General features: G+C 34.0%; 28 protein-coding genes and 1 tRNA gene. 10 read left to right on the forward strand and 19 right to left on the reverse strand.

Annotation, left to right across the window (positions count from 1 at the left end):
• Window positions 1-13 precede the first annotated feature (13 nt).
• The 7 genes from EPR_RS06775 to EPR_RS06805 all read left to right on the forward strand — a co-directional run bounded on the left by EPR_RS06775 (window position 14) and on the right by EPR_RS06805 (window position 5,433).
• Entirely contained in the window at window positions 14-937 is a 924-nt protein-coding gene (locus tag EPR_RS06775) for a helix-turn-helix transcriptional regulator (protein ID WP_200762487.1), read from the forward strand.
• A 74-nt stretch (window positions 938-1,011) separates the two neighbouring features.
• On the forward strand, window positions 1,012-2,022 hold the full coding sequence (locus tag EPR_RS06780) for a hypothetical protein (RefSeq protein ID WP_200762488.1): 1,011 nt from the start codon (window positions 1,012-1,014) through the stop codon (window positions 2,020-2,022).
• A gap of 62 nt (window positions 2,023-2,084) precedes the next feature.
• Window positions 2,085-2,453 (forward strand): hypothetical protein, encoded by a 369-nt coding sequence (locus tag EPR_RS06785; protein ID WP_200762489.1) that lies wholly within the window; start codon window positions 2,085-2,087, stop codon window positions 2,451-2,453.
• Window positions 2,454-2,469: 16 nt separating this feature from the next.
• On the forward strand, window positions 2,470-3,405 hold the full coding sequence (locus EPR_RS06790) for an ADP-ribosylglycohydrolase family protein (protein WP_200762490.1): 936 nt from the start codon (window positions 2,470-2,472) through the stop codon (window positions 3,403-3,405).
• Window positions 3,398-4,015 carry a hypothetical protein gene (locus EPR_RS06795; RefSeq protein ID WP_200762491.1) on the forward strand — a complete coding sequence of 206 codons (618 nt, stop codon included), beginning with the start codon at window positions 3,398-3,400 and terminating at the stop codon, window positions 4,013-4,015. The genes EPR_RS06790 and EPR_RS06795 overlap by 8 nt, the downstream gene beginning before the upstream one ends.
• An 88-nt stretch (window positions 4,016-4,103) precedes the next feature.
• Complete coding sequence (locus EPR_RS06800) at window positions 4,104-4,865, forward strand: PP2C family protein-serine/threonine phosphatase (protein WP_200762492.1); 762 nt, start codon at window positions 4,104-4,106, stop codon at window positions 4,863-4,865.
• A gap of 49 nt (window positions 4,866-4,914) precedes the next feature.
• Entirely contained in the window at window positions 4,915-5,433 is a 519-nt protein-coding gene (locus tag EPR_RS06805) for a hypothetical protein (protein ID WP_200762493.1), read from the forward strand.
• On the opposite strand, the gene EPR_RS06810 is transcribed toward EPR_RS06805, so the two are convergent.
• The 7 genes from EPR_RS06810 to EPR_RS06840 form a co-directional block, all read right to left on the reverse strand.
• Entirely contained in the window at window positions 5,428-7,044 is a 1,617-nt protein-coding gene (locus tag EPR_RS06810) for an ATP-binding protein (protein WP_200762494.1), read from the reverse strand. The two genes, EPR_RS06805 and EPR_RS06810, sit on opposite strands and share 6 nt — an antisense overlap.
• A 274-nt stretch (window positions 7,045-7,318) precedes the next feature.
• On the reverse strand, window positions 7,319-8,509 hold the full coding sequence (locus tag EPR_RS06815; RefSeq protein ID WP_200762495.1) for an McrC family protein: 1,191 nt from the start codon (window positions 8,507-8,509) through the stop codon (window positions 7,319-7,321).
• Between the two features lie 8 nt (window positions 8,510-8,517).
• On the reverse strand, window positions 8,518-10,422 hold the full coding sequence (locus tag EPR_RS09330; RefSeq protein WP_275944505.1) for an McrB family protein: 1,905 nt from the start codon (window positions 10,420-10,422) through the stop codon (window positions 8,518-8,520).
• Window positions 10,423-10,571: 149 nt separating this feature from the next.
• Window positions 10,572-10,880 (reverse strand): hypothetical protein, encoded by a 309-nt coding sequence (locus EPR_RS06825; RefSeq protein ID WP_200762496.1) that lies wholly within the window; start codon window positions 10,878-10,880, stop codon window positions 10,572-10,574.
• 281 nt (window positions 10,881-11,161) lie between these two features.
• Window positions 11,162-12,484: an ATP-binding protein gene (locus EPR_RS06830; protein WP_200762497.1), complete on the reverse strand. Its 1,323-nt coding sequence runs from the start codon at window positions 12,482-12,484 to the stop codon at window positions 11,162-11,164.
• A 313-nt stretch (window positions 12,485-12,797) separates the two neighbouring features.
• Window positions 12,798-12,874 (reverse strand) — tRNA-Met (locus tag EPR_RS06835).
• 80 nt (window positions 12,875-12,954) lie between these two features.
• Window positions 12,955-14,985 carry a hypothetical protein gene (locus EPR_RS06840; protein WP_200762498.1) on the reverse strand — a complete coding sequence of 677 codons (2,031 nt, stop codon included), beginning with the start codon at window positions 14,983-14,985 and terminating at the stop codon, window positions 12,955-12,957.
• A 241-nt stretch (window positions 14,986-15,226) separates the two neighbouring features.
• Between EPR_RS06840 and groES the strand changes: the two genes are divergently transcribed.
• From groES to EPR_RS06855, 3 genes are all read left to right on the forward strand, one after another.
• Window positions 15,227-15,496 carry a co-chaperone GroES gene (gene groES / locus EPR_RS06845; protein ID WP_200762499.1) on the forward strand — a complete coding sequence of 90 codons (270 nt, stop codon included), beginning with the start codon at window positions 15,227-15,229 and terminating at the stop codon, window positions 15,494-15,496.
• 10 nt (window positions 15,497-15,506) lie between these two features.
• Window positions 15,507-17,144, forward strand: a complete 1,638-nt coding sequence (groL, locus tag EPR_RS06850; RefSeq protein WP_200762500.1) for a chaperonin GroEL — start codon at window positions 15,507-15,509, stop codon at window positions 17,142-17,144.
• A 220-nt stretch (window positions 17,145-17,364) separates the two neighbouring features.
• Window positions 17,365-17,676 carry a hypothetical protein gene (locus EPR_RS06855; protein ID WP_200762501.1) on the forward strand — a complete coding sequence of 104 codons (312 nt, stop codon included), beginning with the start codon at window positions 17,365-17,367 and terminating at the stop codon, window positions 17,674-17,676.
• 8 nt (window positions 17,677-17,684) lie between these two features.
• Here the strand turns inward: EPR_RS06855 and EPR_RS06860 are convergent, their stop codons facing one another.
• The 12 genes from EPR_RS06860 to pyrC form a co-directional block, all read right to left on the reverse strand.
• Window positions 17,685-18,161 carry a hypothetical protein gene (locus EPR_RS06860; protein ID WP_200762502.1) on the reverse strand — a complete coding sequence of 159 codons (477 nt, stop codon included), beginning with the start codon at window positions 18,159-18,161 and terminating at the stop codon, window positions 17,685-17,687.
• Complete coding sequence (locus tag EPR_RS06865) at window positions 18,158-19,117, reverse strand: hypothetical protein (RefSeq protein WP_200762503.1); 960 nt, start codon at window positions 19,115-19,117, stop codon at window positions 18,158-18,160. Before EPR_RS06865 ends, EPR_RS06860 begins: the two co-directional genes overlap by 4 nt.
• Before the next feature lie 18 nt (window positions 19,118-19,135).
• Window positions 19,136-19,858: an ABC transporter ATP-binding protein gene (locus EPR_RS06870; protein WP_200762504.1), complete on the reverse strand. Its 723-nt coding sequence runs from the start codon at window positions 19,856-19,858 to the stop codon at window positions 19,136-19,138.
• A gap of 2 nt (window positions 19,859-19,860) precedes the next feature.
• Window positions 19,861-21,033, reverse strand: coding sequence for an ABC transporter permease (locus EPR_RS06875; RefSeq protein ID WP_200762505.1), 1,173 nt, complete (start codon window positions 21,031-21,033; stop codon window positions 19,861-19,863).
• Window positions 21,023-21,328, reverse strand: a complete 306-nt coding sequence (locus tag EPR_RS06880) for a hypothetical protein (RefSeq protein ID WP_200762506.1) — start codon at window positions 21,326-21,328, stop codon at window positions 21,023-21,025. The genes EPR_RS06875 and EPR_RS06880 overlap by 11 nt, the downstream gene beginning before the upstream one ends.
• On the reverse strand, window positions 21,321-22,511 hold the full coding sequence (locus EPR_RS06885; RefSeq protein WP_200762507.1) for a nitrous oxide reductase accessory protein NosL: 1,191 nt from the start codon (window positions 22,509-22,511) through the stop codon (window positions 21,321-21,323). The genes EPR_RS06880 and EPR_RS06885 overlap by 8 nt, the downstream gene beginning before the upstream one ends.
• Before the next feature lie 11 nt (window positions 22,512-22,522).
• Complete coding sequence (locus EPR_RS06890; RefSeq protein WP_200762508.1) at window positions 22,523-23,314, reverse strand: energy transducer TonB; 792 nt, start codon at window positions 23,312-23,314, stop codon at window positions 22,523-22,525.
• Complete coding sequence (gene exbD, locus EPR_RS06895; protein ID WP_200762509.1) at window positions 23,311-23,685, reverse strand: TonB system transport protein ExbD; 375 nt, start codon at window positions 23,683-23,685, stop codon at window positions 23,311-23,313. Before exbD ends, EPR_RS06890 begins: the two co-directional genes overlap by 4 nt.
• Window positions 23,666-24,100, reverse strand: coding sequence for a TonB-system energizer ExbB (gene exbB / locus EPR_RS06900; RefSeq protein ID WP_234697101.1), 435 nt, complete (start codon window positions 24,098-24,100; stop codon window positions 23,666-23,668). Before exbB ends, exbD begins: the two co-directional genes overlap by 20 nt.
• Window positions 24,101-24,162: 62 nt before the next feature.
• Entirely contained in the window at window positions 24,163-25,005 is an 843-nt protein-coding gene (locus tag EPR_RS06905) for a sensor histidine kinase (RefSeq protein ID WP_200762511.1), read from the reverse strand.
• Window positions 24,995-25,651 (reverse strand): response regulator transcription factor, encoded by a 657-nt coding sequence (locus tag EPR_RS06910; protein ID WP_200762512.1) that lies wholly within the window; start codon window positions 25,649-25,651, stop codon window positions 24,995-24,997. Before EPR_RS06910 ends, EPR_RS06905 begins: the two co-directional genes overlap by 11 nt.
• Window positions 25,641-26,648, reverse strand: a complete 1,008-nt coding sequence (pyrC, locus tag EPR_RS06915; RefSeq protein WP_200762513.1) for a dihydroorotase — start codon at window positions 26,646-26,648, stop codon at window positions 25,641-25,643. The genes EPR_RS06910 and pyrC overlap by 11 nt, the downstream gene beginning before the upstream one ends.
• Window positions 26,649-26,650 lie beyond the last annotated feature (2 nt).

Raw genomic sequence — 26,650 nt, forward strand, 5'->3', positions numbered from 1 at the left:
AAGAAGGATTGTTATGAAAAGATCGTCAAAAGCCAAAGATTACAATACCACTTTGACAAGATTGATAAAAATTTTAAAAAAGTTGCAAGACGGCGAAACTCTACAAACGAAAAATATCGCTGAAGAGTTCCAGATAGACAATAGAACGGCACAAAGATACATAAACGACTATTTATCAAATTTGGTTGAATTGGAACGTATTGGCAGAGGAGTTAGACTAAAAAGAGATATAACTTTGGATGACAAAGAGCAGTTTGTTATAGATACACTTGAGAAAATGGCAGAAGATATGGGGAGTGAGTTTTACTCAAAAGCTCATTATTTGCTAAAAAAGCTCAAAAACTTTAATGAAAATCCGGTATTTACCAAAATTTTAATGGAAGATATTTCGGATAAGATGGATTATGTTTTAAAATTAGAAAAAGCAATAAAAAATAAAAACAAAATTGGATGCAGATACAGCGATACCAAAAAAACGGAGTATATATTGCATCCGTTAAAAATAGCTAATTTCGAGGGATATTGGTACCTAATAGCAGTAGATAACGAAAATGGATTGTTGAAAAAGTTCCATTTAAAATCTATAAAAAATATAGAGATAAAAGATGAAACTTTTGCTGCAGATAAAAATGTAATCGATAAACTCGATAGTGCCATAAATGTCTGGTTTCAGATAGACAGAGAACCGTTTGAAATAAGATTGTTTTTAGATCCGATAGCTGCAAAATACTTTCAGAGATTGCCGATAAGTAAAAATCAAAAAATTATCGGCAAAGACAACGAAGGAAGTATAGAAATCTCTTTTAAAATAACCCACGAAATGGAAATAATCCCTCTCATAAAATCCTGGATTCCGCATATAATAGTTTTAGAACCGGACTCAATAGCAAAAAAAATAAAAGAAGATGTAGAAAACTACTTAAAACTGCTCCCTTAAATTTCTCCTTTAACCAGACACAATATGTCCTTTTTGAACGATATATTTTTATATCTCTTCAAAAAGGCATATTTATGGAAAATAGTTCAAGTTTACTGGATAGAAGAGATTTCATAAAAATAAAGTTTTTTGTTTTAATGTATGCATATTTTTCATCAGTTTTTGGTATCAAAATTTTTAACAATAACGACAAACAAAAAATTATCGACTATGAGATTTTGGACAAACTTTTAGATCTGCCTTTCAGTGAAAAAGTCAAAAAAGAGATTGAACTTAGAGTCAGACTTCAAAAAAAATATTCAACAGACGCCAAGGGGGATTTGATACCCTTAAACAGGTTTTTTAAAGAGATCGGGACATATATCATATCAAATAAAAATATAAATGATTTTCACCTTATCCATAACTTTAAAGATCCTCATATAGATAGGATATATTATCTTGACAAAGCCGCGCAATATAACAATACGGAAGTATTGAGATACATAACAAGAAACATTTTATCGTTGGACAATAAAACTTTGGATAATGCTTTGCAACTTGCGCTAAAATCAAGGTCCTTTGATACAACTATTGAACTTTTAAAACACAACGTCAAAATATCAAAACAGACAAAAAAAGTTCTGTTTGCTCTTTATAAAGAAGAGAGAAAAAGCCCTTATTTTAAACGAATATCGCAAAAAACGAATATCCCTCTTTTATCTAACGAAAAACCTTGCAAACAATCTGTTAAACCAAAAAGTAGATTTGCTAAAAAAGCTATCGATTACAGTATGCAGTTTTTTGACATTGAAGACTCATTTTACGAATATGTACTGATAGTTGTAAATAACAGTTTGATAGATCTTTGCAATAAGTCATATATCGATGATTTTTCTTATTACAAATCACAAAACAAAATACATATTACGCTATGGAGTTATAAAAGGTATTATCCTATAGATTTTTTATCCATTATTGAATCAACATTCCAAGCTAATGGATTTGGACCGATAGAGGAGTATTTAGGAAAATATTTTAGACTCAAAAATTTACAATTCAAAGATATAGACTATTTTGATCTATTGAAAATAGAAATTTTTTGACAAAACCAGACACAATATGTCCAACCAAGTTGTTATCATTTTAGAAAAAGAGAGGAGAGAGTATGAAAAAATTTACTGAAAAAGAAAGAGAAGAGTTAAGAAAAAAGTATCGTAAACAGTTAGAACCGGTTATCAATGCAAGAAATTCTGACAAAATGACGATAGTTGAAAGATACTATATGCCTTATGGAAACGATGGCGAATTGTCAGTAGATGAGATAATCGACAAATTAATAGCTCTCGATGAAATCGATCCAAATGAAGGAACAGATGAAGAGTTTTTCAAAAAAGTTGATGAAATTGTCGGCGAGAGATTTGATATCCCGATGACGCCTGTAACAAATCCCAGATACAATGAATTATATTTAGACATTATGAAAGACAGATATTTAGACCCTACTCTTTTTAGAAAAGTCATGAGTTGGGATTGAAAGTCAAAGGTATTTTATGGATATTCAATCAAGAGCTCTGGGAATGATGTTGGGTATAGGTATCGGAGATGCTCTCGGCGCTCCGGTCGAGTTTTTGGAAAGTGGTGCGTTTTCGCCAGTAGATGATTATAGAGCAGGCGGAAAATTTAATCTACCTGCCGGATATTATACGGATGATACTGCAATGACGCTCTGTCTGGCAGATAGTTTGATAAAAAAGAGGGGTTGTGACCTAAAACATCAATTGGAAAATTATATAAAATGGTTAAATGAAGGATTTATGAGTAGCAGCGGTCAGGCTGTGGGCTGTGGGAAAAACACCTATTCTGCACTCTTAAAATATATGAAGACAAAACAGCCTGTATATCGTAATAAAAATAGAAAAAATGCAGGAAATGGCTCTTTGATGAGAATTGCGCCAGTGGCAATTTTTTATAGAGACAATTTAAAAAAAGCTATGCAAATAGCCGGTAAAACTTCATACACAACTCATGCACTCAAAATATGCGCAGACGCCTGCATGGTTTATAGCGGAATCTTGGTGGGAATATTGAGTGGCATGAGCAAAAAAGATGTTTTGAGTGAAGAGTTTGGAGAATTTTTAGTAGAAAAAGTTTTAAACTCTTATAAATTCGATGAAAAAATAGTTGACGTAATAAAAGGAAGTTATAAATCCAAGGACCGAGAAGAGATTGAGTCTTCGGGTTATGTTGTTCACTCTCTGGAGGCTTCGCTATGGGCTTTTTATCATACTGAAAGTTTCAAAGAAGCGGTATTGTGCGCAGTGAATTTGGGAAAAGACAGCGACACTATAGGAGCGATATGCGCAATGGCCGCCGGTGGATATTATGGTGTTGAGTCAATTGATGAGAAATATAAAGAAAAATTAAAAAATTATGAGCTAATATGCAATATTACACAAAAATTATTGGAAAGGAGAGGAAATGAGTAGAATTGGCAAAGAGGAGATCTTAAAAGCATGTACGCAGGGTATTAAAAACTCGTATGAGGAATATCTGGAATGGAGCAGTGACGAATGGCTATGGAACGCACCCGAGTATCTTTTGACTGTCAATATAGCAAAAGAGTTGTGGAAAATTGAAAAAGATGCAAAATTCATAACACTTGAGGATAATGTAAGAGCCACACTTAAAAATGCAGATGCTACGATAAAAGGCGGAATATCAGACCAGGCGAGAGCAAACGGAAGAAGCGATATCGTTTTTTGGTGGGGCAAAGGAACGCCACGTGGAATTATTGAAGTCAAAAATGCGGTTTATTCCAAAAAACATATCGATGAAGACCTGAAAAGACTTTATACAGTCTTGGAAAATGAGTCGGATATTGAGTTTGGCTTGACTGCTTTTTATGTGGACAGGCACCTTGAAAGCGGAGATGCAAAAAGTAGAGTCGAAGAACGCATAAATGAAAATCTCATAAATGCGATCAAAGAAGAAGCTGAGGAAAAAGGATTTAGGGTCAAGGAACATTATCAAGAAATCGCCACTACAAAGAATGACAAAGACGCCGCATTCGGTGTTGCGATCATGATTTACAAATAGTATATAACTTTTACGAATATCAAAAAGCTTCAATTTTTTGAAGCTTTTTGTAATCGATTTTCTATGACAAATATGATATGAAAAACAGATGTATATTAACGCATACTATACAACCAATATCGGTTCAAAAAAGTTTTCCAAAAACCAGGACGCTATACTGCTTCACGAAAAAATCATTTGCAATACTTCTTTACCAGGTGTGGCATTCAAAAGTTTTGACAAAAGCTCTTTACTGTTTGCTGTAGCCGACGGTGTCAGCGCACATCGATACTCTGAGTTTGCAAGTTGTAAAGTTTTAAATCTTTTGATGGAAAAGTTTTTCAAAAACTCTATAATCAAAGTTATCAGAGACATTCAGGAGGAACTGGAAACGCTAAGTATCCACTCAAGAAAGCTCAATGGAGCTTCTACTACACTTGCAGGTGTAAATGTAGAACATGACAAAGCCACTATTTTTCATACAGGTGATTCCAGAGTATATCTTATCAGAGATAAAAAACTGAAACTTTTGACGACAGATCACACTCAGGCAAACGCAATGCTAAAAAAAGGAGAAATAACAGAAGAGGAATTTCGAAATCTTTCGAATATATATTCTATGCTTATTGGATATCTGGTCTATGGAGAAAATGATAATTTGCCGGTTGATGTAACAAAAATCCATTTTGGATATAAAGATATTCTGCTCATCTGTACCGACGGTGTAAACGATAGTCTAAATGACAATGAGATTGAAAGTATTTTTAAAAGTGACGACCTAAATACACAAGCACAAACTCTCTTTCAAAAGATTTCACAAAAAGAGATCGATAATTTTTCATTTATAATAATCAGCAATGACCTCAAATAATATTCCTGATTTTATATTATTCCGTTTTAAATAAAAAGAGAGGAGTCAAATGAATAAGCTTAAAGACGCCCTGAAAAAATACGATAAAAACGAGCTCTGCAAAAAATTGAATTATCAAAATCTTAAAAAATGCAATAAAAGGATCAGTATACTCTTCGAAAGTTCGATCCAAGAATTTTTAAATGGTTCCTCTTACGATTTTTTATATTCAAATGAAGAGTTTTTAAATAAAATCTGTGAAATTTTAGAGATAGATCTGAGTGATGAGATCAAAATAGCCAAAGATAGAATAAATAGATTAAAAACAGTATTTCCTGCGTATATCAAAGTAAAACACCATTACAAACCATCAAGTTGGTCCGGGGCCATGGTGTTGGGGAAATTTACAATAAAAGTGGATAAAGAGAGGATAGTCGATAAAGAACTCCACGAACAAACCGAATATGTTCAAAAGATTATTAAAAAGTGGATAAAAAATTATGAATTAGAAATCCCTTATTTTGGATTCATATATCGGTACGATAAAGAGAAATATATCGAATTTGATAAAAACGGGAACCCTTTATAAAATCCCGATTTTTCTGATTTTATCATTTTTAAAACCAATTTCATCTTTTATAAGGGATTCCAAAATGTTTAAAGTAATCTCTTTTTGATTCAATATAGAATCCAAAAGCACTTTTTTAGCGATATTTTCTATCTGTCCTCCTGTTAGCTCAAAATCAGCTATTTCATCAATAAATACTTTTATTTGAGGAGCTCTTTTTAACCAAATCATTTTCCTGACCTGTTTGCTTGGCTTTTTATACTCTATTTTATAAAGAAATCTTCTGTTAAAAGCCTCATCCATATTTTCAATCAGGTTTGTTGTAGCTATAAAAATGCCGTCAAACTTTTCAAGCTCTTCAAGCAGAATATTTTGCATAGCGTTATTCATAACATCTACACTGTCTCTTGTATTTAACCTTTGTCCTATCAAAGCATCTGCTTCGTTAAATAGCAAAATAGGCGTAGTTTTTAACTCTTCTTTTGCTCTTTCATACTCTTTAAATATCGCTTTTAGTCTCTTTTCACTCTCGCCTACATATTTGTCTCGAATATTTGATATATCTACTTGCAAAATGTCTCTTTGTGATTTTTTAGCCAGATAGTAAGCTGTCGCAGTTTTTCCTGTCCCTGGAAATCCGTAAAAAAGCGCTACAATGCCGCTTGATAGTTTTGCGTTTCTGAGTTTTTTTGTAATAGAGTCAAAATTTTTCTTATCTATAGTTTTTGCTATTAAATCTATTTGGGTTTTAATCTCCTTATCTAAATAGATATCCTGATCTATTTTTTTGTAAGACAAATATTTGACAACATTTGAAGCAAACTCTCTTTTTACTCTTTTTTTCACTTTAAAAAGCCGATAAAAAACTTTCTCTTCAATTTCCAATCGAGGATCGTTTCTAAACTTTCCCTCCTCTTCAACTCTCACTATCTTGTTTTCTATAATCTTCAAATCTTCTGCGTAGATTTTTTCCATAAAACCTGCTATTTCTGAAAGGTTGTCAAATATTTCTTCAGCAAGATCCGTAGCATATCCCCCATTATCGCCCAAAACTTTTTCAATGATGGTTTTAAATACCACTACCTTTTCAATTGTAGAATAAGGACACAAAATAGATCTAAAATAATCATCTTTTATTTTTTTACTTATCTCTTCAACTCTTCTAAAAAACTTTTTTTGAGATATATTTTCTTCATGTCTTTTATTATAAAGAGAGTGTACATAATCTATAATTTTATAGTTATCACTAAAATCAACTTCTGAAAAATCATTATCCTTCAAAACCAGTTCATTAAATACATCTTCATCTATTTTTATTTCCGGATTTGAAATATTCCTTCTTCCGCTTTTCTCGAGAATTATCAAATCCTTTTTTTCAAGACTTCTTAAAACTTTTAGTACCTCCAAATGTTCTTTGGTCCCATAATCAACCTTTTTACTTTCAAGCAAATTTTCCAAACATGTATATCTACTATTTCCCAATAAATGTTTTAATACGACTAAAAATATTGCTGTCTCTTTTAAATTTAGATTGTATAGACTCATCAGCTTTTTTGTTTCATCTGTCTGTTTTATATGAAAAAAGTTCTTTGTTTTATTATCAATAGCAGAAAGTAGTCTATTTATATTCATACAATCTCCTTTGATTTGTATGATTATAAAATATAGAAAGTTCAGATTGTGTCTGGTTTTGTCTTGAATTATATTTATTGTTGATGCAAGTAATTGTCGATATCCTCTATTGACAATATTTCATATCGGGCTTCATAATAACAATCTATGTTGCGATAACCTGTATGATTATAATTTGCTTGAAAGTTCAATTTAAAGAAGCTTACGCGGAAAGTGGATATTATGTGTGGCTTGACTTTATCACCTCTCTTTTAAACATTTCATGCTTTTTTGCTTAATAAACCTTCAATTCATCTTCAACCAGATCAAAAAATATCGGTCTGACGGTAACCGCTCTTTTTTTATTATCTTCACGACTGTGGAATTCTGTTATATATCTGTTTGTATCTACTTTTTCGATAAACGGATAAACCAGATAGACTTTTTTACAATTTTCATATTTACTTGCATAGGCAAACATCTGATATAGATCGTTTTGGGAAATATCTTTTTCATCATTGATTATTTTCCATTTTGTATCTAACACTATTTTGCCATCATTTACAACTATATCTGGCTTTAACAAAAACTTTTCCGGCTTCTCGAAAAGATGATGTTTTTTATCTTGTAATTTTATGTTTTTACATCTTCTTTTTAAAAAATTTCCTACATAGCTTTCAAAAAGCAGATTCATATCGAACAGAAGTGCAAATGCCGACGAACCGCCCTTGAAAGGCGTAAAAGACTTGTTCAACAAAAACAGCTTTGACCAAAGAAGTGAATTTTGATAATAACTCATGCTTCTATCATATTTTATTTTGGAAAATGCCGCTTTTATATTTTTTATCTCATTTATCCCATCGAAAACAAATAAAAACTCTCTGATTCTTTGTTGATTTTTTGAACTTTTAGATAAAGAATAAAGTTTTTTAAGTGTGGTTTTGATGATTTTATTTTCGATTCTGTCCGGAAGATATTCATCATACTCAACAAAAAAGCGCTCTTTGTGTATAAAGTTTTTGGATATCTGCTCTTTTATTTTCAATTTTCCTTTTAAAAAGTTTTGATTTTCAACCCTGGTTATATAGTCGCTCTTTATTCCCTTTTTAACCAATATATCAAGTTCGTTTAGAAACATCTCTATAAAAATCTCAAGCAAAGGTAAGTTTTTTGTTTTTAGATTTGCTTTTTGGGAGTATTTGAATGGAGAGTTTTTTAACGTTTTTAACATTTTCAACAAAATCTTTTTTGATTTTTCAAAATCATCTTTATTTGAGATTTTTGGCAATATTTCCAAAACAAAACCACTTTTTGTCTGGATAACACCTACAAAGTTTTGACTTTTTAAAACTCCTTTTCTTGAATAGCCTAAAAACAGATTTTCATTTTCTTGGGCAAATGCTTCAAGCTCTTTAAAAAACTTTTCACCCACTTTTTCTTTATCAATAGTCTCATACTCTATAACTTGATAAAATTTATTCTTCATTCTTTTTCTTAATCGTAAATTTTTATATAACTTTCCGGATTCTCAAAAGCATCATAATTTATCTCGTAAACTGTTTTTTCATCATTCAAATCATCGATATCTTCTGTCCCAAATAACTCTTTTACTCTATTATCTTTTTTCTTTATAAATTGATACTTCTCATTATCTGTTTGACTATCTGCCAAAACAATTCTTATCTTTGCCCAGTCATCATAAAAATACTCTGCAAGAAGCGGGATGATTTTGTTTTTAAATATATTTTTGAGATCGTCAAAATCTTTGACATTCATAAAATATGCGTGACCGATTGTGTGATCTCTATCGTAAAGATATTCTATTCTTTGATTAATGCTTTCAAGCATAGATTTTATATTTATCCCATCTACTTCAAAATCCAATTTATTCGGATCCGGCATCATCTCTACAAACTCAAATCTTCTTCTAAGTGCAGTATCTAAAAGGGCAATGCTTCTATCCGCTGTATTCATTGTACCGATAATATACAGATTTTTGGGAACTCTGAAAGACTCTTTTGAATAAGGAAGAGTAACCGTCATTTCCTCTTCGGCTCCAAGTCTCTTATCCGGTTCGATAAGCGTTATAAGCTCCCCAAAGATTTTAGAGATATTCCCACGATTTATTTCGTCGATAATTAGTACATAATTTTTTAAATTTTCGTTATTTTCTACTTTAGCATCTCTTAATAGATACTCTAATAACCCTTCATAATATGGCTGTAAACCTCCACTAATAATTTTTTCAGCACTTTCAATATCGTATATTTTTTTTAATGTATTTATTGATAGAGTATGCTGTTTGCTACCATTTTCTTTTTCAAATTTTATACTTTTATCGGTAATTTCGAAAATATAAAACTTTTTTCTTTTCATTTGAATCTCAATTTTTTCTTCATCCATTAATTTATCAATAACTTTTTCTCTGAAAACATTTTCAAAATCTTTTTTTGTCCATTTATTTTCCGCATCTTCAAAATTCTTTTTTGCTTTATCACTTATTTTTTTGAAAATACCATCTTTTATTTCGTAACTAATATTTCCTTCACTATCAGTTTCGGCTTTTAACCCTTCAATAAACTCTTCATAACTATAACTTTGATGAAATGTTACAAATTCTATTTGCCCACTGTCTTTATATTTTTGAAAATTCTCTTTTGCTTTTTCTCTCGAATCCGGCTTTTTGCCTTCGATAATCTCCACAGCTTTTTCAATAACGCTATAAGTTTTACCTGTTCCCGGAGGTCCATAAAGGATTTGGTTGAGAGGAACAAAGCGATTAACTATTTTTTTGTTCAAATTTTCTTTCTCTTTAATTGGATTATTATTTTCTTTTAGTGCTTCTAAATAAGCTTTTGCTTTTGTTTTTAAAGTTTTAAATAGATTTTTATCATTAGTATCATTAGAATCCAATTTTTTTTGAGCTTCTTCAAATTTTTTAAATTCTATTTTTTTATCTATTATTGCTTTTAAAATTTCATTAATTTTTTTATCTTTAAATTCAGGGATTTTTTGAATAATTTTGATACCTTTTTTTAAACCATTAAAGTATGTATCTCTTTTTTGTTTATTATTATAATTTTTCTCTAAAAAATCTTTAAATTTTTTATCTTCAAATAGATCAAAACCATTTTTTTCAATACACCATTGAGCACTCTTTTTGTGATCTCCGGTAGAGTTATATAAATTTGACTCTAAAATTTTGGGTAACTTATATTTAAGTGAATAAGCTATTCCTACTAAATATTTATGAGGAAATTCCTCTCCATTATAAATTAAAGAATAAGAAACACTTTCTCTATGCCAATTATAATGTGGGGTATTTTTAATCTTTTTATATTCATTCATTGCTTTTATAATATCTTCTCTTGTAATATCTGAAAAATCTATATTTGGCATTTTTAACCTTTTTAAAAAATTTTATAACGGCAACACCGCTCGCAAACTTATTCATAACTATTATACTTATTCATAACTATTATAATAAATAGATTTTTTTTTCTATATTTTACATTTTTATTTAACAAAATCATGTCCGGTTTCACTTATCAATACAAAAACCCAAACAACCATAGGGGAATCTCATTTTTATAACCTATCTCTATATCGTCTTTGACAACGAATGCGTTTTTTACATCTTTTATCTGTTTTAGAGTTTTGTTTTTTCCTCCTATTTCAAACGTAAAATCACCCACCAAAAAGTCTCCCTCTTTTGATAAGAAGATATTTTCATTCAAAAATGAGGGTCTATTTGAAAAAAAATTTATTATCCGATTGACAAAAAAGGTCTCTCTTTCATTCCCTTTTTTGATATATCCGGTTATCGCTCTCATCAGATTTGTATTGTTCAGATACATTTTATCCTACTTTTGAAGTTTCGAATATCCTCTTCCTTTATAATGCAGATTTATTAGAATCTGTGCTTTTTCCAATAGATACAGATACTTCTTTTAAAATTTAAAGACACTCTTTCTATCAGTCTATGTTGTTCTTCAAAAAATTTTGCAAAGTCCATATAACATACAATTAGATATTTTGTTAAATCTATATTACACTTTACATCATTGGTTATTAAATTAAAATTTTCGCTGCGCTAAGAATAACAAACTCATAACTCTGATGGTATAAACCAGATGGTTTATTTCAAAATAAGCTTTTTCAACTCCTCTTTTGTAACTACCAAAAAATGCTCTTTTTTATTATGTTTTATGTAGCTTGTTTTTTTGATAAGTTCATTTAAAACCTTTTTCTTATCCACTTTTTCTTGATATTTACACTCAATAAAAGCGATATTTTTATCATCAAATGCAACGATATCGATCTCTTCTTTATTATTCCACCATCTGCCAACTTTCATTGGTTTGAAATCCAGAAATTTTTCTGGATCGTCGATTATCTGCTCTTTTATCACTTCCTCAAAAGCGAAAGAGACAAATCTATCGATAAAATTCAGCTCGATCTCTTGCATAACAGCTTCTATTTCGCCTATTTCAAGATAGCTATAATTTTTATATACATAATAAAACCAAAAGTTCAGAAATTTATCTTTTATTCTATACCTTCCAAATTTGCTTTTTAAAGGATTTTTTTCGGTAACCGGCACCTCCTTTTCCAAAATATCAAGCTCAATAAGTTTATTTAGATATCTTGTCAAAAAAGAGGCGTTAACTCCAAGAGAAGAGGCGATATTTCCTATTTTCGTATCTCCTTTTGAGATGACCTCAAGTATGGAAAAATAGGTGGGTGTTTCGCTGATCTCTTGTTTTAGTAAAAAATAGCCTTCGCTATAGAGATAACTGTTTTTATCCAAAATATTTTCTTTTAGGTTCTCTTCAAAGGATAGCTTCGGATCATATAAAAGCAGATATTTTGGAGTAGATCCAAAAGATGAGTAGGTTTTTAAAAGCGTATGGATATCTAAATTTGGTAAAAACTCATTGAGATATCTAAATTTAATCGGCTTGAGATGAATACTGTTTGTCCTTCTGCCATATAAAGGAGCATTATAGTTTAAAACTTCACTGTGCATCATGGATATAACACTGCCGCAAAGAATGAGATGGATATTTGACTTTGAAAGAAACATATCCCACGCTTTTTGCAATGTAGAAGAGAATGTTTTATCGACTTTTGTTAGATTTTGAAACTCATCGATCGCTATTATCAGCTTTTCTTCTATTTTTGCTTTTGCAAGATACTCAAATGCATTTTCAAAACTTTCAAATTTAAACTCTTTAGGAAGAGCAAAAAACCTTGTAATCTCTTTTGAGAAGAGTTCCAACTGAAGATTGAGATTTACTTCGGTCGCATAAAAATAGATATGAGGCTTATCTTTGATAAATTCTTCAATCAAAGCAGTTTTTCCAACTCTTCTTTTACTATAAATGACGCTAAAAGATGATCCTTTTTTTCGATATTCGCTATTGAGAGAGTTTAATTCATTCGTTCTGTTTATAAACATTTATGAACCTTGTCATTATGAATGATTTCATAATTATATAATACATATTTTTTAAAATCAAATCAACTTTGTATCTTTTAAATAAACTTGCAAAAGTAAACATAAAGCCTTTGTAAAAGTGATAAATGGCTTTAGTTACCGTTTTTTTCAAAAATATAATTTATTACAAAAAAGTGATGATACAAATTGTGTCTGCTTGGATTTTGGAAAATCTCTGTAGTTCCGAATTAGATGTTTTTTTATTTATTTGACACTTTGGATAACACTGACAAAAAAAGATTTCGCAGAAGTTCAGGAAGTAGTCATAAATACGTGGTAGCTGGGGACGGACTTGAACCGTCGACCTCCGGCTTATGAGACCAGCGCTCTCACCAGCTGAGCTACCCAGCCATTAACGAGGTGAAATTATACTTCAAAAAGGCTTGAATGTCAACAAAATTTTTAGCAGAGCAGGAGATTTGCCTTGAACTTTAGAACATTTTCAGTATCTCTTTAAGTGGCTCCTGAAACTCTTTGGGAACTTTCTTTTCCAACTCTTTTTGAAGTTTTTTCTCTACCTCTTTTTTGAGTAAAGCTCTTGCATCCACACTCACTTTCGGTTTGTTTACATCTCCTTTTATTTTCACATATACAGGTTTGTCTTTTATATCGATACGAAGTTTTGCATCAACCCTATTTTTTTTCATATCCAGAATAGCACCTTTTGAAGTGATATGGGTCAGGCGGCTTTGCATATCAAGATCGGAAATGATTATCTTGTCGTTTATTTTGCTTGTCACTCTTGTCTCTTTGTATATCTCTTTTGTTATATCAAACTTTGCCATCTGCTGCAGCAAAAAGGTCATCTGATTTGGTAATATCCTGCCGTCAAGAAGTTTCGCATTCAGCACACCCTTTTTTGTTTTCAGGTTATATTCCAGGTCCGCATCCATAGTCGAATCAAATACTCTCGGATACATAAGCATATCTGTAAGAGCCGTTACTTTTATGCCTTTGAGTTTTTTCATGACCTCATCATTTACAAGTTTCATATCAACTGTTCCGCCAAGAGTATCGGAATGGGCATTGACTATCAAATCTTTCTCTTTTTTAATGTCTCCGATTATCGTCAATTTGCCTCTTAGGTGCTGTTTTGTTGCAAAATAGAGCTTATCCAGATCAGGAATATCTACTTTAAAATCACTGCCAAATTTCATACTGTTTAGATCAAACAGCGCTTTTTTCACTTCCATATTAGCTACTGAAGATGCAATCTTTAAAGTAGCATTTGCAATCGATTTCTCTATAACGGCTTTTTGTACGGCTTTGAAACTTATGTTTGCATTTGTCAGATTGAACTCGTTTTTCAAAACTTTAGGGTTTGTTATGCCGTTTTTTACAAAAAGTTCTATATTCCCTTCCAGTTTTTTCGGATCGAGATTTGTAAGCATCGCTTTTGCATCTATGTCGGCTTTTGCATATTTTGGCCGATTCAGCATATATAACAGCTTTTCAAGTTTCGCGCCATTTATTGAAACTTTTGCAGATAATGGTTTGAACTCCTTCAAAACTGCGCTATATAATGTTTTGCTGTTTGCAACGTTGCTTGATCCAGTAATTTCGAGAAGTTTTCTATCACCTTTCGCATTGCCTTTCATATAGAAAGCTCCTCTTATATCGGCTCCCGTAACCGGTTTTAAAAGAGCAAGCTCTTTGATATCGACTATATACTCTATATCAATCCCTAAGTTTTTAGTATCAACATCCCCTTTGGCGTTAATTTTGGCAAGGTTCGATACAAATTTTGCATCGGTATTTACTATGTTTTTGTCAAGTTTTGCATCTGCATAGATTTTAAATTCTGTTTTGGGCAGAGTGATGTTGAAATCTTTTTTCATAAGAGCAGTATCTACCGTTCCTTTATCAACTTTTGCATGTATCTCTCCATCAAGATTTTCAGGGTCAAGATTTTCAAGTTTTACGGTAGCGTTAAGCTTGCCTTTCAAAAACGGAGGCAAAACTCCCATATAGAGCAGTTTAGCTATTTCGGCATTCTTAACAGCCGCTTCTACATTTGATGGCTGAAACTCTGAAAGTGTGACACTGTAAGAGGTGTCGCTGTCGGCAACGTCACTTTTTCCTTTTATGACCATCTTTTTTTCATTGCCTTTTACCGTACCTTCAGTAGAAAAAGGACCACGCAGTTTTGTCTTTATCAAAGGTTCAAGATTTTCAAGTTTTTTGATTTTTACATCATATACAGCATCTATACTTTTATCCAAAATTGCATATGAGCCCTTTGCCTCTATATACGAGGAAGGTCCTAAAACAGCTTTTATCTCAAATTGCGAAGGAGTAAGAGAAAAGACTTCGAGTTTTATCTTTTGTGGAAGATTTTCGTTTATTTTCGACTCTATTACCGGTTTTAGCATACTGTTTCCTGCTCCGGTAAAGAGCAGACCATATAGAGCAGCAATTATAAAAAAGATTATAACTACCATATAAACTAAGGTTTTTTTCATGATTTCACAGCCTTTGTATCATTCTTTTATCTAAACTTTTCGATTATAACAGATATATCATCAATATAAATTTAATAAATATTTTAACAATAAATATCATATTTATTTAGTCATAAAGACTAAAGTTTTCTCTGTTTCTTCTTAATTTTAAGTCATCTTTAAGAGTTTTTCCTATACAATTTTATCACTCAAAATTAGTGAGTGCTAATTTGGATAATAACTTTGATAAAAGGAGGATAAAATGAGTTTTCAACCACTTGGAAACAGAGTTTTGGTAGAAAGAGTCGACGAACCTGCACAGACACCATCAGGAATCATTATCCCGGATAATGCCAAAGAGAAGCCTCTTGAAGGAAATGTAATAGCCATCAGCAAAGAGGTTGAAGAAGAGGGCGAAATAAAAACAGGTGACAGAGTAGTTTTCGCCAAATATTCAGGAACAGAAATCAACCTGGAAGGTAAGGAGTACCTGATACTCAGCACTGACGATATTTTAGGAATTTTAAAGTAAGGAGGCAATAATGGCAGCAAAAGAGATACATTTTTCTGATATAGCAAGAAACGAACTTTTTGAAGGTGTCAGAAAACTTGCAGATGCAGTAAAAGTTACAATGGGTCCAAGAGGTAGAAACGTACTTATCCAGAAAAGTTTCGGTGCTCCGAGCATCACAAAAGACGGCGTGAGCGTTGCAAAAGAGATTGAGCTTCCTGCAACTGTAGAAAATATGGGAGCACAGCTTGTAAAAGAGGTTGCTAGCAAAACTGCGGATGAAGCCGGTGACGGTACAACAACTGCAACTGTTCTTGCATACAGCATATTTAAAGAAGGGCTTAGAAACATAACTGCAGGTGCAAATCCTATCGAAGTAAAAAGAGGCATGGACAAAGCTGCAGAAGCTATCGTCGCAGAGCTTAAAGCGATAGCAAAAGAGGTAAAAGATAAAAAAGAGATAGCACAGGTTGCTACCATCTCCGCAAATAACGATCCGAAAATCGGAGAACTTATCGCTGAAGCAATGGATAAGGTAGGTAAAGACGGCGTTATCACAGTAGAAGAGGCAAAAGGTATCCAAGATGAACTTGAAGTAGTGGAAGGTATGCAGTTCGATAGAGGATATCTAAGCCCCTATTTCGTAACTGACCCTGATAAAATGGAAGCAGTACTCGAAAATCCATATATCCTCCTTTATGATAAAAAGATATCAAATATGAAAGATCTGCTTCCTGTTCTTGAGCAGGTGGTAAAAACAAACAAACCTCTTCTCATAATCGCCGAAGATGTTGAGGGTGAAGCTCTTGCAACGCTTGTTGTGAACAAACTAAGAGGTACTCTAAACGTCGCAGCCGTAAAAGCTCCGGGATTCGGTGACAGAAGAAAAGCGATGCTTCAAGATATCGCCATCCTTACAGGAGGACAAGTAATCAGCGAAGAGCTTGGACGCACACTTGAAGGTGCAAGTCTCTCTGATCTGGGACAGGCTGGACGTGTAATCATAGATAAAGAGAATACAACTATAGTTGACGGTGCCGGTGACAAAGCTGCCGTTGAAGCAAGAGTCAAAGAGATAAAAGCTCAGATAGAAGTAACAACAAGTGAGTATGACAAAGAGAAACTCCAAGAAAGACTTGCAAAACTGAGCGGCGGTGTAGCAGTTATAAAAGTAGGTGCTGCAACTGAAACAGAGATGAAAGAGAAAAAAGACAGAGTAGATGATGCTCTAAGCGCTACAAAAGCAGCTGTAGAAGAAGGTATAGTTATAGGCGGCGGAACTGCACTCATCAGAGCTGCCAAAAAAGTAAACCTTGACCTTTGCGGAGACGAAAAGATAGGCGGCGAAATCATTCTAAGAGCCATTTCTTCTCCTCTGAAACAGATTGCTGAAAATGCCGGATTTGACCCTGGTGTAGTAGCAAACAATGTTGAGAGTGCGGAAAATGAAAACATAGGTTTCAACGCCGCAACCGGAGAGTATGTAGATATGTTTGAAGCCGGTATCATCGACCCTGTAAAAGTTGAAAGAGTAGCGCTTCAAAACGCGGTATCAGTTGCAAGCCTTCTACTCACAACAGAAGCAACTGTAAGCGAAATAAAAGAGGAAAAACCTGCCGCTCCTGCTATGCCGGATATGGGAGGTGGAATGGGCGGAATGGGATTCTAATCCCATTCAACCCTTCCCAAATATAAATATATTGTTTATCTTATATTTAACTTCTAAAAATCTTTTACTGCTCTATTATTTCCCGCTATTAAATCGAATCACATCCATTTTTATTTTTTATAATGTCCTTCATTTCATAAACTCAACTTAGAAATAAATTAACGTTATGTTAACACTACTGACTTACAATACTTAAATAATCCACCCAAAAGGAGATAAAATGCAAGTTAATGGTATGGGAATGCAAAATATGCATCAGAACAGATACGGCTTATTAAATGGTGGAAATAGAGATATGAAAAATATCATGCAATCTCTATCGTCAGAAGATAGAGAGATGATAAAAACAGAACTTCAATCCTTATCAAAAGAGGACAGACAAAGTTTGGTTTCTCAAATAACCCAACTAGATTACGCAAATATGGACAGCTCTCAATTAACAGCTTCTATAATGGAGATTTTAGGGGAAAATACTCAAACAGATTCATCATCGGTTTCTGATGATGAATCAAATTTTTCTACTTACGCATAAGAGAGTACCTACTCTCTTATGAATTTTTTTCTAATTTTAGGATTTGCCATATTTTCACCACGAAGCATCTTTAGTTTCATCTCTTCAAAATCTATCATTCCCTCTTTTTTATGTTCATAGGCTCCAAAGCCGTAATTCATCGGAGTTTTGTCGCCAAGTTTATACCACGCTTTTCTTGCGTCGATATATCTGTGCGTATCATCGGTATATACCCACAATTTTATATCCAGAGGGTTTTTCTGTTTTTCAAGCCACAAAACCATACACCCTATGTCGTCAAAAAAGTATGTCCTTCCGTTCGGAAACACGGCCTGGGCCGAGTGCTCTTTTGAACCCACCTGCATGGTGCACTGCACACATTGAACTTCACCGGGTCTGAAGTCAAGAGCTTTGCCCTCTTTGTTTCCTTCTTTGTAAACACCTATCTTTTCGCAACCACTTATCAAAAACGCGATCAAAATAAAAAAATAGAGAACTCTTTTCATAGCCAGACTCCGTTTTTCAGATAATATACAATCACATAGCTTGAGAGAATAATAACAAAAAGGGTGTTAAAAGCCAAAGAGACTCCATATAAATTTTTCTCTTTTTTCAAAAACAGCTTTGAAAATGCCGATGCAATACCTGAAAAAGTGCCTATAAAAAGAGAAATATATATAAAATATCCGGCATAGTAATACTCTTTTTGCAAAAAACAGAAGGGGCATCTATGCGTAGGAAGTTCGTATATATAAGGGCTGAAAAAGAGTATTATCGCGATAACCGAAACAAAGAGAAATATTATATTTAGCAGACCGTAAAAATATGCTCTTTTTAAAAAACCGGCTAACAGAAGCATTGCGTAAACTATGTAAAACAAAAGCACAGCATAAGTTTTCTCAATCATCAGCAGACTTCCAAGAAGACTCGTTTTTGCCGGATTGAACAATGCCCCGCAGCAGCTCACTATCCTAGATACGTCGATATCCGAAAAATATAAGACCTCCGTTACGATTTCAACCAAAAGAAGCAGAAATATCACAATAAAAAATCTGAATTTAAATTTGGTGTATCTGAAATCTTTTGTATTGAAATCCTCTTTGTCACTCAGCAGCCAAAGACCAAAAAGATAGATATTGAGCAGCTTCAAAAAAAGAAGCCCCACCCCGTATACGGAAGCAGTCACTACACCTGCGGCACACATAGCCCCGGGAATAACGTTAGACAACTTATCAAGAGTGAAAACAAAATAGAAAAACATAGGTATTTTTAAAGAAAGAGCGAACTTGGCGACCACGGAAGAGAGATAGTTCCTTTTTTCGAGTCTGTATTGCAGGGGGGTGTCTTTTTTGATATCAAAATACCTGACTATCAAAAAAGCATTTAAAAAAACGATACTGCAAAATATCAGTACCAAAAAATCGACTGATATATTTATAAGTATCTCCGGGCTCAAAAACATCCAAGTCCTTTTTCACCGTTAGACAATACGGCCCTCTTTTATCTCTACGATTCTATCTATAAACTCAAGTCCTTCAAACCTGGGATCGTGTGTTGCAATCACTATAGTCTTTCCCTCATTTTTGAGTTCTTTTATAATATCTATAAATTCGTTTGAGAGTTTTGTATCGAGATTTGCCGTAGGTTCATCTGCCAGAATAATCTCAGGAGAATTTATCATAGCTCTTGCTATTGCACATCTTTGCTGTTCGCCGCCGGAGAGATTTTTTACAGGTTCGTTTTGTTTGTGAACAATTGAAAACTTTTCCATTACCTGCAAAGCTTTCTCTTCAAGCGCTTTTGCCCCGATCGTATCCGGTATCAAAGGCAGTACCACATTGTCAAATACACTCATATCTTCCAACAGATTGAACTTTTGAAAAATAAATCCTATATGCTTTCTCCTGAACAGCGCCGCAAAGCTGTCGGGAATTTTTGATATGAATTCTCCTTTTACCTTCACGAGACCTACAGTCGGTTTTGTAAGAGCGGCTATGATGGAGAGCAGAGTGCTCTTTCCGCTGCCGCTGGGACCTTTGAGTATAACTGTCTCATTCATTTTTATCCCTAGATCGATATTTTTCAGTGCAACAACCTCTCTGTTTGTCCCCTTGTTATATATTTTGGTAATATTTTCGAGTTCGATTATATTTTCGTTCATATTCCTCTCTTTTTTTACATCTGACGAGATAAGAAGTGACAAAGTCACTGCCTGATCGCCTCTTCCGGATCTACTGTGGAAGCTCTCCATGAGGGGATGATAGTGGCTGCTATATATACAGGCACAGTTGCCAAAAATATATTTGCCAATAACGATATCTCAAAAACAGGTATCAGTTCAAAAGGGGGTTTAAGATGGCTGTAACCGGTAAATATATCTCTAATCAGCGGCGCTTGTAGAATATATACATACCCGTATGCAGCAAGTATACCTATCATATAAGCTCCAAAAGAGATGATAGAGCTTTCGAAAAATTTCAGCCGCAACACATCTTCCGTTCGCCACCCCAACGCTTTCAATATCCCTATCTCTTTTTTCGTATCACTTGCAGCCGAACTTGTCTTTTCGTAAACAAGTATAAAAAATGCAAAGAAAGAGGTAATAAGAAGACTCAGAAAAATTCCACTTTTATAATCGAAAATATTTTGATAGGATGCTTTTATGTCATTTTTTGTCAAAACTCTGCTATCCGGATAGAGCAACGATATCTTGTTTGCTACGGTTGGGATTTCAACCGGATTTGGCACTTTTACGGCAATATCCGTAACCATTTCTTCATCTATGCCAAATATCTCTCTTGCCGTCTCGATAGGCAGAAGTATAACGTCGTTGCTCTCTATCGCACTCTTTGCGTTAAATACTCCTACAAGTTCGATTCTTACCATCTCTCCGTCAGGCTTTACGAAATTGAAAAAGTCTTTATAATAGTTCTCTTTCAAAACTTTTTCCACCCCCCTGCCCACTATCATAAAATTGCTGCTGTTTAAATCTTGATATTTTTTTATAGCCTCGTTAAAACTCTTTTTATAGCTTGAGAGGTCAAAGTCAACTCCTATTACACTAAAATTGACTCCGGCTCTTGGAAAATAGTAGTATCCCCACACTCTTGGGCTCACTTCGCTGACTCCGGCGATATCTGATATCTCAAATACTCTGTCAATTTCAGATAGTTCAAGTCTACCCGCTACAATTTTCTGGACAAAGATATCAGGAAGCGTTTTGAGAGTAATATCCAGCTCTTTTTTTATCGAAAAAGAGACTAAAAAAACTGTTGTAAGAAGAAAAACAAGAAGAGAGAAAATAAAAAAAAGGGACAGGTTTTTCCAAACCCTTCGTTTTAAAGAGTTGACGGCAAAATCGAGCATTTTAAGGTTCAACTCTTATCTCCTCTTTGGCATTGAGATATGGAGGCGCAGAATATACAAAATCGGAAGGAAAATAGGGGTGAAGTTCAGGGTCTATTCCGAAAATCTCAAAAAGATCGGCAAGGCTTCTGTGCCTGATAAAGTGGGCTTCTGTAGAGAGTGCCAAATCAGGCAGAGAAATAGTTGCCACACTCTTTTCTTTTATTTTCAATCCCTTCTCTTTTGCAAATATATACAAGATCTCCCCTGCCCCCAACATTGCAATAAAAAATACTGCAGCAAAAAGAACTTTTATATGTCTATTCATCCAATTTTTCTACTGTCTCTTCCGTAATTTCATCAAAACTTAGGATTTTTTTGCCTCTGTGGTCTTTTTTGAAAACTTTTGCTTCATTAAGAGTAGAAAACGGTATAAGCTCATTTCCCATAGGCCCATATACATCGCTTCCCATAACAAAATATGCTTTTTTTGCATTTATGGGAACCTGCTTGTAATAATCAGTTACGCTCATTGCTTTTATTTTAGCATTTTTGTATCCCCATTTTGCAGGATTTCGAATAAATTTGAACATATCTTTTGCCCCGTCAAAATAAAGAACTTTGCCGTTGTCAAGAACTACTTTTGCCGCCCATCTCGGAAACTTGTAAACATACATTCCGCAAACTGGACATTTTGCATTTTTGGGTATCTTTATATTGCCGGCAGCAGGTTTTGAAGAAGCTTTTGGATTCATACCGCATTTGCATGGATTACACTTGCATGGACTGCATTTGCAGGCCGGATTTTTTTTCTTTCCAGATACACGCAAGTCTTTCGCTTCCCAGATATAAAGAGCAAGTGCCTGCAGTTTTCTGCCTTTGATATCACCACAGACTTTTGAAGATACCAGATACGCTTTAAGTTCACCGATATTTTTAAAATCTTCTCTCTTTATCTCTTTTTTGCACATCTTTTTATATATCTTTTCGCCTTTTGGATACATCATCATCTTTTTCTTTTTGGCAAGCATTGCACTATCTTTTTCAAGACTCTCAAAAGCGGTTTTGAATGATGTTTCAAAATCGACTATTTTGCCGCCGTATCTTTTTGCAAACTCTTCGGCGTCTTTTTTGGATTTAAACGCTATCTTGCTGACCATACTCATTGTTCCGGGTACTTTACTGCCTATTACATAGTACGCTTTTTTTGCAGGTACAAGTTTTTCGGTTTTAGCATCTACCACAAGTATCTCTTTTACTTTGTCTTTGATATTTGGCCAGTCCGCTGCCAGACATCTTATAGAACAGTACTGTTTTGCGGTGCCGTCTTTGAGTTTTACAGCATGAGAAGTTTTGTAAAACATCTTCAGATTCATCCCGCAAACACTGCACCATAACTTTTCAGGCCCGCTTTGAACAAGCTCGGGATGTCCCGAAGCCATCTTTTTAAATCCAGCAGCATATGAGAAACTCAAAACCGCAGTTAATATAATCGTCACAAGATAGCGCATTTTGACTCCTTTTATCTTAGTTTGTATTCAATGGGTACTGAAATTTTGACATCTTCCTTAGGGAGCGGAAACTCTTTGGAGGCACTGCATATACATTTTACCGCACTCTTTTCAAGGATTTTCCTGCAGTTGCTTTCAACAACTTTTACATCCTTTATCTCGCCGGAAGGCTTTATTTTGAAAGATATGGTAACTTCCCCCTCAAGTCCCAGTTTTCTAGCAATCCTCGGATATCTTTTATATTTTTCAATAGCCTCTTTTATTTGGCTTGCATATTTTGAAATGTATGTTTCGCAATAAGATTTGGAAGATACTCTGTTTGCAGACTTGGAGACGGTAGTTTCAAGCAGTCTCGCTAATTCAAAAAAATCGTCGCTTGTAACATTTGCATCTTCAAAAATTTCATCCATAGCGATCTCTTCAATATACTCATCCTCTTTTTCGATAATTTTTTCAGGTACCGGCTTGTGTGTCTGTGTAGGTAAGGGTTTTGGTATAGGTTTCGGTTCCGGTTTCGGTTCCGGCTTAGGCTTAGGCTTCGGTTTTGGCTTGGGTTTTGGCTTCGGTTTAGGTTTGGGTTTGGGTTTGGGTTTAGGCTCTTCTTTTTTTACTATCTTTTTTGGCTTCTCTCTCTTTTTTTCGGCTTTTTTTTCAGAAGTTTCAGGCGGCAGTGAAACGGTATGAAAAGATGCAACTTTTATTGCAGTAATGTTCCCTTTTTGTTCAAAAATGTTGAATGAATAAAACAGTGACGCAAACAAAAAAAGATGCAAAAAAAATGAAATTAAAAAAGATTTTTTCATTTTACCGTTACTATGGATATATTTTCTATTCCGTTATTTTTAAGCACGTCTATAACTTTGACAAAATTCTCAAATTTGCTGTTTTTATCGGTACGTATGACAATCTGGTCTTTTCTGTTCAGTTTTGCTGTTTTTTCTTTTATCTCATCAACACTGACTTCTTTTGTATCAAGATAAAATTTCCCATCTTTTGTGATCGAAATCTCAATTTTTTTAACAGGAAGATTCTCTTTTGAGCTTCCGGCAGGAAGATCAAGCGGAATCGCGCCTTTGGCTATAAAAGTGGCTGTTGTCAAAACTATAACAAGCAAAACAAGCATAACATCTATAAACGGAACAACGTTTATAGAATCAAATTTTCTCATTTTCATTCAGTATCTCCCATTTTGCCACAAGTACCTCCATTTTTCTGACCAAAAGATTATAAAAAACAGTAGAAGGAATCGCAACAATAAGTCCCATAGCTGTAGCTTTAAGCGCAAGAGCAAGCCCTATCATTATCTCTTTTGTCTGAACCATTCCTGTCTGGCCCATAGCATAAAATGTAAGCATAATTCCCAAAACAGTACCAAGAAGGCCTATATAAGGAGCGTTTGATCCTATCGTAGCTATAATGGAAAGATTGTTACTCAAATCAATTTCCAGTTCATTTTTTTCACGATACTTTTTCAGATCTACTTTTTTGTAAAACATATACCTCTCAATTGCAAAACCGACTGCGAAAAAACTCATTAAAAACAACATTCCTATTATTCCGTAGTCCACCAACTCTTTCAGATTTTCCATCATTCTCCTTTTTCTCTATACCATGTAGTTTAGTATTTTCTCTAAAATCTGTTAAATATGTGTTAAACAGCTATCTCTTTGAGATCAAGAGTTATTTTTGTACCTCTACCTTTTTTAGAATCTATTCCTATTTTGATTTTATGTTCGTCGCAATAGGATTTGACGATATTAAGACCTATACCATATCCGCTCTTTCCACTCTGGGCACGGTAATATCTCTCAAAAATTTTCACTATCTCGCTCTCATCCATACCGATACCTGTATCTTCTATGATCAGTTTCTTTTCTTTCAAAACAACAAAAACACTTCCTGAAGGTTTATTATACTTTATAGAATTTGAAATTATGTTATCTATAACTTTTGCAAATCCTACTTTTTGAGCTTTTACATCCAAATCATCCAAATCATATGAAATTTTTATATCTTTTTTAATGTCTTCAAAAACAGTTATTCTCTCTTCCACCAACTCTTTTAGATTGAATATCTCATAATCGACTTTCTGAATCTCTCTTTTTATGAAATAATCCATCTCTTTATAGAGCCTCAGCAACTGGTCGGAAGCCTTTTGGATTCTCTCAAGTCTTTTGAGTTTTTTCGGATCGTCAATATTTTTTTTGAGCATTGAAGCATTAGCTATAATGGTAGCAACAGGAATATTTAGTTCATGAAGAGTGTCTTTTAAAAGCCTGTCCAAAAGTTCGTTTGTCTCCCAGAGCGGATTAAGGGCGAATTTTGCTATAAGTATTCCAAAAACAGATATTAGTACGATAGTGGCAAAAGCAGCAATCAGAAAACTTTTCTCATTCCAGCCTAATAACTCGAAAACAGTATACTGTGCACCTAAAACAATTATTGCAAAAAGAAGAGATAGTATTCCGAATTTCAGATAAAAATCACGCTTCAAAACGATAGCCTACACTTCTAATATTGCTTATTGTCTCTTTTCCCAGAACTTTTTTGAGATTGTTTATATATACTCTGAGGGCTCCCTCGCTTATGATCTCATCAGGGTTCCACAAGGTATTGTAAATCATCTCTTTTGTAACTGTCTTTCCTCTGTTTTTAAGCAAAAGAGCTAAAAGCTCAAGGTCTTTGGGATTTAATTCTATCTCTTCCTTGCCTCTGTAGAGCCTTTTTCTATTCATATCAAAAGAAAATTCGCCAAATCTGATATACTCTTCACCTACTGTTCTTCTCAAAAGCGCTTTGATTCTGAGTAGCAGTTCATCAAGATCGATCGGTTTTTTGAGGTAGTCGTCACACCCTGTGTTGAATCCTTGAGAAAGATCCTCTTTGTTTCTCATTGACGTTATAAAAATAGCAGGTGTGGTATCGTTTGTGTCTCTGAGTTCTTTAAGAAGGTCGAATCCGCTCATATAGGGAACTTTTACATCAAGAAGATATATATCGTATTTTTTATGATAGCACTTTTCAAGTGCAGCTTTTGCATCAGAAACCACATCTACTTCGAATCCTTCTTCATCCAAAAAATCCTCTATTGTCTCGGCAAACAGAACATCATCTTCCAATAGAAGAATTTTATAAGACACTCTCTATTCTCCATTTGAGTTTTTCTCCCGCAAACATAGGTACCACATCACTGTAGCTTTGAGGCACTTCGAAATCTTCATATAGAAGTACTACCTCTTTTTCGGGAGGTTTAATTTTATAAATATTTTGCGCATTGTCGCTTACAAACTTCTGAAGATTTTCCAAAACACCTGCTTCATGGAAAATCTGAGCAAGCGCCTGAAGAGCTATAGGAGCGGTAAAAACTCCGGCAGCGCATCCTGGAGCCTCTTTTTTTTCTCTCGGATGAGGGGCTGAGTCGCTTCCGAACATAACTTTTGGGTGAGCAGAGAAAGCCACACGCCTGAGAGCCATCCTGTCTTCCGGTCTTTTTGCAATCGGTTTGCAGAAAAGATGCGGCTTCAAAAGTCCTCCCGCCACATCATCAAGTGTTATATAAAGATGATGCAAAGTTATAGTGGCATATAGATTTTCATATCTATCAAGCGCCTCTACGGCATCTTTTGTAGTAATATGTTCCATTATGATTTTGAGATTTTTGAACCTTTTTGCAAGCCTTTCATAAATGGGTATAAATTCAGCCTCTCTGTCCATGACAAAACCGTTCGTCTCTCCGTGAACACAAAGAGGTATCCCAAGTTCGCTCATAGATTCAAGAACAGGAGCAAGAGCATCAAGACTGAAATTGTCAATCCCCTCTTCACTATTGGTGGTGATGCCTGCAGGATAAAGTTTTATAGCGGCTATATCTTCTTTGATCTCTTCCAAAAATTCATAATCATATTCAGTCCTGAAAAAAAGCGTCATCAAAGGCTCGAATTTCTCACCGCCTATCGCCTCTTTGATCCTTTTTCTGTACCCCTGAACAGCCTCTTTTGTAGAAACAGGCGGAATAAGGTTTGGCATTATTATCGCCGCACTAAAACTTTCAGCACTTAATGGCGCTACGATTTTTAACATATCCGCATCTCTTAGATGCAGATGCATATCAAGGGGTGATTTCAGTACAAGTTTCATTT

Source organism: Nitrosophilus alvini (assembly GCF_015100395.1).
Taxonomy (GTDB): Bacteria; Campylobacterota; Campylobacteria; order Campylobacterales; family Nitratiruptoraceae; genus Nitrosophilus; species Nitrosophilus alvini.